Origin of the sequence: Streptosporangium sp. NPDC049078, from assembly GCF_040648855.1 — a bacterium.
Lineage (GTDB): Bacteria > Actinomycetota > Actinomycetes > Streptosporangiales > Streptosporangiaceae > Streptosporangium.
Window position 1 is genome coordinate 1 of sequence record NZ_JBEZEL010000002.1, and the last position, 10,201, is coordinate 10,201.

Sequence of the window (10,201 nt, forward strand, 5' to 3'; positions counted from 1 at the left end):
CGCGAGGCCGGGCCGGGGCGGGCAGGTGGCGCAACCCCGCACCAGCGGGAAGAAACGCGAGACCGTACTCAGGACACCGAAGCGCAGCCCGCGCTCCGGTGACACCGTGACGGACCTTCCGGGCGGTAACGCCCGGATTGCTGATACCCGACTATGGAATCAGTAACGGTTCCGGATCAGAAACCGCGCGCCAGGTGGTAGTACGCCTGGTTCCAGCGGATCTCCTTGGCGAACTGGCGGGCGGTGGTGTCGGCGTCGATGACCAGCAACTCGACGCCGAGCATGTCGGAGAGGTCGGTGAGCTCCTCGGTGGTCAGGGCGGACGACAGCACGGTGTGGTGCGGGCCTCCCGCGGTGAGCCACGCCTCGGCCGAGGTGCTCAGGTTCGGGCGGGGCTTCCACACCGCGCGGGCGACGGGCAGGCTGGGCAGCGGCTCGGCGGGGTTGACCACGTCGATCTCGTTCGCCACCAGCCTGAACCGGTCCCCCATGTCGGACAGGCCGATCACCACGGCGGGTCCGGGTTCCGCGTCGAAGACCAGCCGGACCGGGTCCTCGCGCCCGCCGATGCTCAGCGGGTGGATCTCGCACGAGGGCACGCCCGCGGCGATCGTCGGGCAGACCTCCAGCATGTGCGCGCCCAGGATCACCTCCTGGCCGGGGGTGAGATGGTAGGTGTAGTCCTCCATGAAGGAGGTGCCGCCCTCAAGGCCGGCCGACATCACCTTCAGGGTGCGCACCAGCACCGAGGTCTTCCAGTCGCCCTCGCCGCCGAAGCCGTAGCCGTCGGCCATCAGCCGCTGCACGGCGAGCCCCGGCAGCTGCCGCAGCCCGCCGAGGTCCTCGAAGTTGGTGGTGAACGCGCCGAAGCCCCCCTCGGTGAGGAAGTGACGCAGTCCCAGCTCGATGCGGGCGGCGTAGCGCAGCGAGTCGTTGCGCTCGCCTCCGGCGCGCAGCTCGGGGGCGACCTTGTAGGTGTCCTCGTACTCGGTGACCAGGGTGTCCACGTCGGAGTCCGCCGCGGCGTCGACGGCGGCGACCAGGTCGTTGACGCCGTAGGTGTTGACCGAGACGCCGAAACGCAGCTGCGCCTCCACCTTGTCACCCTCGGTGACCGCCACGTCGCGCATGTTGTCGCCGAAGCGGGCCAGCCGCAGCGAGCTCAGCTCCGCGCGTCCGGCCGCGGCCCGCGCCCACGCGCCGATGCGCGCCGCCACCGCAGGGTCGCTCACGTGTCCGGCGACGGTCTTGCGCGCCACGCCCAGCCGGGCCTGGATGTAGCCGAACTCGCGGTCGCCGTGCGCGGCCTGGTTGAGGTTCATGAAGTCCATGTCGATGGAACTCCACGGCAGCGCCACGTTGGCCTGGGTGTGCAGGTGCAGCAGCGGCGTGCGCAGCGCGTCCAGCCCGGCGATCCACATCTTGGCCGGGGAGAAGGTGTGCATCCAGGCGATCACCCCGACGCAGGCGTCCGAGGCGTTCGCCTCCAGGCAGACCCGGTGGATCGACGCGGCGTCGGTCAGCACCGGCTTCCACACCACCCGGAACGTCAGCGCGTCGTCGAGCCGCTCGGCGATGCTCCGGGACTGTTCCGCCACCTGGGCCAGCGTGTCCTCGCCGTACAGGCCCTGGCTTCCGGTGAGAAACCAGATCTCACGCTCGTGAAGGGTCACCGCGGACTCCTTTGCCCGTAGACGTTCTGGTAGCGGTCGTACAAACTGTCGATGTCTGCTGCCGCGATCGGCAGCGGCTCGCCCAGCTGGCGGGCCACGTGCACGGTACGGGCGACGTCCTCGCACATCACCGCGGCCTTGACGGCCGCGCGGGCGTCCGCGCCGATGGTGAAGACGCCGTGGTTGCGCATCAGCACCGCCGGGGAGCGGTGGCCCTCCAGGGTGGCGACGATTCCCTTGCCGATGTCGTCCCCGCCGATCAGCGCGAACGGCCCGACCGGGATCTCCCCGCCGAACTCGTCCGCCATCGCCGTCAGCACGCACGGGATGGACTCACCCCGCGCCGCCCAGGCGGAGGCGTACGTGGAGTGGGTGTGCACCACCCCGCCCACCCGCGGCATCGCCCGGTAGACGTACGCGTGCGCGGCGGTGTCGCTGGACGGCGACAGCTCGCCCTCGACCAGCTCGCCGTCCAGGTCGCACACCACGATCGACTCGGGGGTGAGTGCGTCGTAGGTCACCCCCGACGGCTTGATGACGAACAGGTTCTCGCCGGGGACCCGGCCCGAGACGTTGCCCGCGGTCCAGGCGACCAGGTTGTAGCGGACCAGCTCCTGGTGGAGCGCCGCCACCGTCTCCCGCAGCTTCCTGACGACGGCGCTCATCGGGCCACCGCCGTTTCGCACGTGGCCGGGTACCCGGCCGCCCATGGGGCCGGATGTCCGGCCGCGCACGGGGGCGGGGACTGCCCGATCGGTTGTTCCTCGCGCCCGGTCACGCGTCCTCCTCGTTCGTCGACGTGTTCTTCTCGTTCTCGCCGGCCGGTGTGCTCGCCTCGTAGCGCAGGGCCCGCAGGCCGTGCAGCATCTTCCCGTCGGCGAAGTGGTCGTGCAGGCGGCGGTACTCGGCGTACAGACGGTCGTAGGCGTCCGCGCGACCGGCGTCGGGGATGTAGGCCGCCTCGGCGCGGCTGCCCATCACGGCCGAGGCGGAGGTGATGTCGGGGTAGGCCCCGGCGGCGACCGCCGCGTGGATGGCGGATCCCAGGGCGCAGCCCTGCTCGGAGCCGATCAGCGAGATCGGGCGGCGCAGCACGTCGGCGTAGACCTGCATCAGGAAGCGGTTCTTGATCAGGCCCCCCGCGGCGACGAACTCGGTCACCGGCACCCCGGAGCTCTCGAAGGTCTCCACGATCGTGCGGGCGCCGAACGCGGTGGCCTCGATCAGCGCCCGGTAGGTGTCCTCGGGTTTCGTGGCGAGCGTCTGGCCCACCACCACGGCGGAGAGGTTGTGGTCGACCAGCACCGAGCGGTTGCCGTTGTGCCAGTCGAGCGCCACCAGGCCGTGCTGTCCCACCCGCTGCGCCGCGGCCAGCTCGGTGAGGAGGTCGTGCACGCTGAGGCCGCGCTGTTCCGCCTCGCGCTCGTAGGATCCGGGCACCGAGGTCTCGACGAACCACCCGAAGATGTCGCCGACACCCGACTGGCCCGCCTCGTACCCCCACAGTCCGGGCACGATGCCGTCGCGGACCACTCCGCACATGCCCGGCACCTCGGCGAGCGCGTCGGAGGACATGACGTGGCAGGTGGAGGTGCCCATGATGGCCACCATCTGGCCGGGCCGCACGGCGTCGGCTGCGGCGGCCGTGACGTGCGCGTCGACGTTGCCGATCGAGATCGCGATGCCCTCGGGCAGCTTCGTCCACCCGGCGGCGCGGGCGTCCAGCCGTCCGGCGAGACCCCCGAGGGGGGCCGGGTTCCGGCCGAGCTTGGCGGTGAAACCGGTGAAGCCGGGGTTGAGCTCGGCGAGGAACTCCTCGGACGGGTAGGCCCCGTCCTGGTAGACGGCCTTGTACCCGGCGGTGCACACGTTGCGCGTCTCCACGCCGGTGAGCTGCCAGACGATCCAGTCGGCGGCCTCGATCCAGCGCTCCGTCCGGTCGTAGATCTCCGGGTCCTCCTCCAGCACCTGCAGACCCTTGGCGAACGCCCACTCCGAGGAGATCTTCCCGCCGTAGCGGGGCAGCCACGTCTCTCCCCTGCGGGCGGCGACGGCGTTGATCCGGTCGGCGTGCGACTGCGCCGAGTGGTGCTTCCACAGCTTCGGCCACGCGTGGGGGCGGGAGGCGAACCCGTCGATCTCGCACAGCGGGGTGCCCTCGGCGGTGGCGGGAAGTATGGTGCAGGCCGTGAAGTCGGTCCCGAGGCCGATGACCTGCGACGGGGCGATCCCGGCCGCCGCCACGGCCTTGGGCACCGCCTGGCGGAGCACCTCCCGCCAGTCCTCAGGGGACTGCAGCGCCCAGTCGGGGCCCAGGCGTACGGCGGTGTCCGGCAGCCGCTCCTCGATCACCCGGTGGGCGTACTCGTGCACGGCGGTGCCCATCTCGGCGCCGTCGCCCACCCGTACCACCACGGCGCGGCCCGACAGTGTGCCGAAGTCGACACCGACCACGTAACGGTCGTTGTTAGCGTTCACATTCTCTCCAGGACATCAGGACGGCGGGACCTCGCTCGGGGGGGTTCTCAGGTACGGGTGGCCGTGCCGGATCCACGGGGCTCAGGCGTGGCGGGGCGGGCCGGGGCGTCGCGGATCCGGGCGCGGAACCACGCCCGGGTGCGGCCACCGGTGCGAAACGATACGCGGTCCTAGGCGCGGAACGGCGCGGTGCTGGTCCTCGCCACGAACCGTGGCGGGACGACATGTCGCTCTTGGGACCATTCCGCTCCCGCCTCCATCTGCCTGAGCAGGACCTCGATGCTGTATTTACCGACCGCCCCGAAGTCCTGCCTGATCGTGGTGAGCGGCGGAGTGAAGAACTCCGACTCGGGGATGTCGTCGAACCCCACGACGCTGATCTGCTCGGGGACTCGCACGCCCAGCTCGGCGAAGGCCCGCAGCATCCCGAGCGCCATCTGGTCGTTGGCGACGAACACGGCGGTGACGCCGGGTGTCCCCGCCAGGCGCAGCCCGGCCTCGTAGCCGGAGCGCGGGCTCCAGTCTCCGGACAGCAACTCGGGGGCCGTGCGGCCCGCGGCGCTCAGCACCTCGCGCCAGCCCTCGATCCGCCCGTCGGCCTCCAGCCAGTCCGAGGGGCCGGCGATGTGCCACACGGTCTCGTGGCCGAGGTCGAGCAGGTGCCGGGTGGCCAGGCGGGCGCCCTCGATCTGGTCGACGCTCACCACCGACACGTCGCCGGTGTGGCTGCCCTCGACGGCCACGACGGGGATGTCGGTGGGGGCACCGGCCAGCGCGGGGGCGGCCGAGCGCTGGGGCGCGACCACCACGATGCCGTCGACGGCCTGCTCGGCCAGATAGCCGAGCGCGTCGCGCACACCCGCGGTGTCGATGGTCTTGAGGCTGACCATGCTGACGAAGTAACCTGCCGCCCTGGCCGCCTGTTCGATGCCGTAGACCGTGCTCGCGGGCCCGTAGAGGGTCGTGTCGAAACTGACCACGCCCAGGGTGCGCGTGTGCCTGGTGACCAGGGCTCGGGCGACCATGTTGCGCCGGTAGCCGAGCTCACGGATCGCCGCCAGGACCCGCTCGCGGGTCTCGGCGCGGACGTTGGGGTGGTCGTTGAGCACGCGCGAGACCGTCTGGTGCGACACACCGGCCCTCGTGGCGACGTCCGCCATCACGGGCGGACGGCGTTCGAGGCTCGGACTCACTTGGTCGGCTCCTTCATGGTGGCTTGGGACAGACTGTGAGCGCTAACAACACCCCGCGTCAAGCACCCGTGAGATTACATTCTGATTACTCGGAGATCATCCGTTAACACCTACTTGACGTTGCCGTCATGACGCCCTTAACTGGCGCATACCTTGTTGTTAACGCTCACATCTCCTGCGAGAAGGACTCCATGACGCGAGGACTCCTGACCGCCCGGGGGTTGACAGTCGGCCGACCCGGGCATTTGATTGCTCGTCACACAGCCGAAGGGACCATCCGGTGGCCTCATGCCGCGGATGTGAGCGCTCACAACAGCGCTTACGCCGGTACCTACGGCAGTGCTTACGACGGTGCTCATCACAACGCTTACCACGATGCTCATGACGGTGTCCGCGGCGACGCCCACGGACACGTTCAAGGACACTCTCACCGACGCCGGAGCGGGCCGGTTCCCGACCGGCTCCGGTGTCGCCGTGGACCCGATTCGGACACAACACGCCCCGGCGGCACGCCGGAATCCGGGGCGTGCCGCCACGGCACCCGCTACTCCCGGGACGCACCGCGCCTCGCTGTGCCCCATCGGCCAAATCGGCCCAACCGTGTCCCCGGCTCACCCCGGACCGTAGGCACGGAACCCCACCCTGGAGGTAATCGATGAAGTTCGGGAAGCTGGCCACCGCCGCGGTGAGCCTGGCTCTCGCCATGGGAGTGACGGCCTGTGGCTCCAGCGTCAAGACCGTCGACGAGGGCGCGGGCGCGTCGGGGGCGGCCTCCGCGGCGCCCGCCGAGACCCTCGTCGGCGTCACCATGCCCACCAAGTCCTCCGAGCGCTGGATCCACGACGGCGACAACGTCAAGGGCGCCCTGGAGAAGCTGGGCTACAAGGTCGACCTGCAGTACGCGGAGAACGACATTCCCACCCAGGTCAACCAGATCGAGAACCAGATCACCAAGGGCGCCAAGCTGCTGATCATCGCCTCGATCGACGGCACCGCCATCACCACGCAGCTCCAGCAGGCCGCCGACAAGAAGATCCCGGTCATCGCCTACGACCGGCTCATCCGCAACTCGCCGAACGTCGACTACTACGCCACCTTCGACAACTACAAGGTGGGCGTGCAGCAGGCGACCTCGCTGCTGGTCGGCCTGAAGCTGCAGAAGGAGGACGGTTCCGAGGGCGACGCCAAGGGCCCGTTCAACATCGAGATCTTCGCCGGCTCCCCCGACGACAACAACGCCACCTTCTTCTACAACGGCGCGATGGACACCCTGAAGCCGTACATCGACAAGGGCACCCTCGTCGTCAAGAGCAAGGAGACCGACTTCAAGACCGTCGCGATCCTGCGCTGGGACCCGGCCACCGCGCAGAAGCGCATGGAGGACCTGATCACCAAGGCCTACTCCGGCGACACCAAGGTCCAGGGCGTGCTCTCCCCGTACGACGGCCTGTCCATCGGCATCCTGTCGGCGCTCAAGAGCAGCGGCTACGGCACCTCCGGCCAGCCCTACCCGATCGTGACCGGCCAGGACGCCGAGGTCGCCTCGGTGAAGTCGATCATCGGGGACGAGCAGTACGCGACGATCTACAAGGACACCCGTAAGCTCGCCGCGGTGACCGTCGAGATGGCCGACGCCGTGCTCAAGGGCGGCAAGCCCGAGGTCAACAACACCGAGGACTACGACAACGGCAACAAGGTCGTCCCGTCGAACCTGCTCGAGCCGGTGATCGTCTACAAGGACAACTACAAGCAGGTCCTCGTCGACTCCGGCTACTACACCGAGGACCAGCTCAAGTAAGCGGTGCCGGTGTCATGACGGACGGCACCCGGCCGGCGGCGCTCCACCCGCCGCCGGCCGGGCGCACACGGAGCGGGAAGGCAGTACGGAGGCGGACGGCATGACCGACGACATACTTCGGATGCGGGGGATCACCAAGACGTTCCCGGGCGTCAAAGCCCTGCAGGACGTCAACCTGGTGGTACGCAGAGGCGAGATACACGCGATCTGCGGGGAGAACGGCGCCGGCAAGTCGACGCTGATGAAGGTCCTGTCCGGCGTGTACCCGCACGGCTCGTACGAGGGCGAGATCCTCTTCGACGGCGAGCCGTGCCGCTTCTCCGACATCAGGGACAGCGAGAAGCGCGGCATCGTGATCATTCACCAGGAGCTCGCGCTCAGCCCCTACCTCTCGATCGCCGAGAACATCTTCCTCGGCAACGAGCGGACCACCCGCGGCCTGATCGACTGGAACCGGACGAACGCCGAGGCCGCCGAGCTGCTGGAGCGGGTCGGGCTGCGGGAGAACCCGGTGACGCTCTCGATGGACATCGGCGTCGGCAAGCAGCAGCTGGTGGAGATCGCCAAGGCGCTGTCCAAGCGGGTCAGGCTGCTCATCCTCGACGAGCCGACCGCCTCGCTCAACGACGAGGACTCCGCGCACCTGCTCGACCTGCTGCGCGGGCTGCGCGACGAGGGCATCACCTCGGTGATCATCTCGCACAAGCTGAACGAGATCCAGGCGATCGCCGACTCGACCACGATCCTGCGCGACGGCCGGACGATCGAGACCCTGGACATGAAGAACGACCGGGTCACCGAGGACCGCATCATCTCGGGCATGGTCGGCCGCGACCTGGAGCACCGCTTCCCGCCGCACGAGCCGAAGATCGGCGAGGAGGCGCTGCGGATCGAGGACTGGACGGTTCACAGCCCCAGCCAGCACGGCCGCGTCGTCGTCTCCGGCGCGAGCCTCACGCTGCGCCGCGGCGAGATCGTCGGCCTCGCCGGGCTGATGGGCGCCGGGCGCACCGAGCTCGCGATGAGCGTGTTCGGCCGCAGCTACGGGGTCGACATCTCCGGCCGCGTCTACAAGAACGGGCGGGAGATCCAGCTCCGCACGGTCGGCGAGGCGATCGGCCACGGGCTCGCGTACGCCACCGAGGACCGCAAGCGGTACGGGCTCAACCTGATCGAGGACATCAAGCGGAACGTCTCGGCCGCGGCGCTGGGGAAGCTGGCGAAACGCGGCTGGGTCGACGACAACAAGGAGTACCAGGTCGCCGACGGCTTCCGGGAGAGCATGAACATCAAGGCTCCCAGCGTGCTGTCGGTCACCGGCAAGCTCAGCGGCGGCAACCAGCAGAAGGTGGTGCTGTCGAAATGGATCTTCACCGACGCCGACGTGCTCATCCTCGACGAGCCCACCCGGGGCATCGACGTGGGTGCCAAGTACGAGATCTACTCGATCATCAACCAGCTCGCCGACCAGGGAAAGGCCATCCTGGTCATCTCCTCGGAGCTTCCCGAGCTGCTCGGCGTCTGCGACCGCATCTACGCCATGTCGGCCGGTCGCATCACCGGTGAGGTCTCGCGGGCGGAGGCCACCCCTGAGCGGCTCATGCAGTTCATGACCAAGGAAAAGGATTAGGGAGCACGATGAGCAGCGGCCAGGTCCCGGCGCACGGAGTCGCCGAACCCGCAGGAAAGACCGGAGCGCCACCACCGGACGGCGACCTGTTGTCGGTGCCCGCGAAGGCACCCGGCAGCCGTTTCTCGATGAACCTGCGGCAGAGCGGCATCTACATCGCCTTCGCGCTGATCATCCTGCTGTTCTCCATCCTGACCGACGGTGAGCTGCTCAGCCCGCAGAACATCTCGAACATCATGGTGCAGAACTCCTACGTTCTCATCCTCGCGATCGGCATGATCCTGATCATCATCGCCGGGCACATCGATCTGTCCGTGGGCTCCGTGGTGGGGCTCACCGGCGCCATCGCGGCCGTGCTGATGGTCGACATGGACGTGGCGTGGCCGCTCGCGATCCTCATCACGCTGATCGCCGGCGCGCTGATCGGGGCCTGGCAGGGCTACTGGATCGCCTACTTCGGCATCCCGGCGTTCATCGTCACCCTCGCCGGAATGCTGATCTTCAGGGCGCTCACCCTCACCGTGCTCGGCAACCAGGGCATCGGCCCCTTCCCCGACGAGGTACGGACCCTCGCCAACGGCTTCGTGCCCGGCTTCTTCGGCAACATCGGCCTCGGCCCGCTCGGCGGCGCCGACCTGCTCACGCTGCTCGTCGGCCTGGCCGCGGTGGCCGGGATCGCCGGTACGCAGTGGCGTGCCCGCCAGGCGCGGCTGGGCTACCGGCAGAAGGTCGACGCGCTGCCCCTGTTCCTCCTGAAGATCGGCGCCGCCTCCGTGGTGGTGATGGTCGTGATCGTGCAGCTGGCCAGGTTCAAGAACCTGCCCTGGGTGCTGGTGCTCCTTGCGCTCCTCGTCCTGGGCTACACGCTCCTGACCAACCGCGCCGTCTTCGGCCGCCACATCTACGCCATCGGCGGCAACCTGAACGCGGCGAGCCTGTCGGGCATCAAGGTCAAGTCCGTCACCTTCTGGATCTTCGTCAACATGGGCGTGCTCGCCGCGCTCGCCGGCATCATCTTCGCCGGCCGCCTGAACCAGGCCGGCCCGACGGCGGGCAACGGCTTCGAGCTGGACGCCATCGCCGCCGCGTTCATCGGCGGGGCCGCCGTCCAGGGCGGCGTGGGCAAGGTCGTCGGCGCGCTCACCGGCGGTCTCATCATGGCCGTGATCAACAACGGCATGTCCCTCATCGGCGCGCCCAGCGAGCGGGTGATGCTCTTCAAGGGCCTGGTCCTGCTCGCCGCGGTCGCCCTCGACGTGTGGACCAAGCGCCGCGCGGGCGCGGGCCGCTGACCCCTCCCCCTCTCCCACCGAGTACGCCCTCGGCCCGCCGGGACACCCCGGCGGGCCCGGCGAGGTCACCGTCCGGGGTCACCTGGTGCTGGGTTCCCCGGCCCGGGTGGAGGGGCTGATCGGGAGCCGGGCGGAGG

The 10,201-nt window shown here is 69.3% G+C and carries 7 protein-coding genes; 3 read left to right on the forward strand and 4 right to left on the reverse strand.

Translation table 11 applies throughout. The features are described from left to right. Positions 1 to 176: 176 nt before the first annotated feature. From araA to AB0B90_RS02905, 4 genes are all read right to left on the reverse strand, one after another. Positions 177 to 1,673: an L-arabinose isomerase gene (araA, locus tag AB0B90_RS02890; protein WP_362920403.1), complete on the reverse strand. Its 1,497-nt coding sequence runs from the start codon at positions 1,671 to 1,673 to the stop codon at positions 177 to 179. Then, positions 1,670 to 2,338: an L-ribulose-5-phosphate 4-epimerase gene (locus AB0B90_RS02895; RefSeq protein WP_350944266.1), complete on the reverse strand. Its 669-nt coding sequence runs from the start codon at positions 2,336 to 2,338 to the stop codon at positions 1,670 to 1,672. Before AB0B90_RS02895 ends, araA begins: the two co-directional genes overlap by 4 nt. 109 nt (positions 2,339 to 2,447) lie before the next feature. Continuing rightward, positions 2,448 to 4,151 (reverse strand): ribulokinase, encoded by a 1,704-nt coding sequence (gene araB / locus AB0B90_RS02900; RefSeq protein WP_350944268.1) that lies wholly within the window; start codon positions 4,149 to 4,151, stop codon positions 2,448 to 2,450. Between the two features lie 170 nt (positions 4,152 to 4,321). Next, a complete protein-coding gene (locus tag AB0B90_RS02905; RefSeq protein WP_350944824.1) occupies positions 4,322 to 5,311 on the reverse strand; it encodes a LacI family DNA-binding transcriptional regulator in 990 nt (329 codons plus the stop codon). 688 nt (positions 5,312 to 5,999) lie between these two features. Here AB0B90_RS02905 and chvE point away from each other — a divergent pair. The 3 genes from chvE (at position 6,000) to mmsB (ending at position 10,064) form a co-directional block, all read left to right on the forward strand. Continuing rightward, positions 6,000 to 7,142 (forward strand): multiple monosaccharide ABC transporter substrate-binding protein, encoded by a 1,143-nt coding sequence (gene chvE, locus AB0B90_RS02910; protein WP_350944270.1) that lies wholly within the window; start codon positions 6,000 to 6,002, stop codon positions 7,140 to 7,142. A 100-nt stretch (positions 7,143 to 7,242) separates the two neighbouring features. Further along, the gene (gene mmsA, locus AB0B90_RS02915) at positions 7,243 to 8,772 is read left to right on the forward strand and encodes a multiple monosaccharide ABC transporter ATP-binding protein (RefSeq protein WP_350944271.1); all 1,530 of its coding nucleotides are present in this window, start codon (positions 7,243 to 7,245) and stop codon (positions 8,770 to 8,772) included. Positions 8,773 to 8,780: 8 nt separating this feature from the next. After that, a complete protein-coding gene (mmsB, locus tag AB0B90_RS02920; RefSeq protein ID WP_350944273.1) occupies positions 8,781 to 10,064 on the forward strand; it encodes a multiple monosaccharide ABC transporter permease in 1,284 nt (427 codons plus the stop codon). Positions 10,065 to 10,201 lie beyond the last annotated feature (137 nt).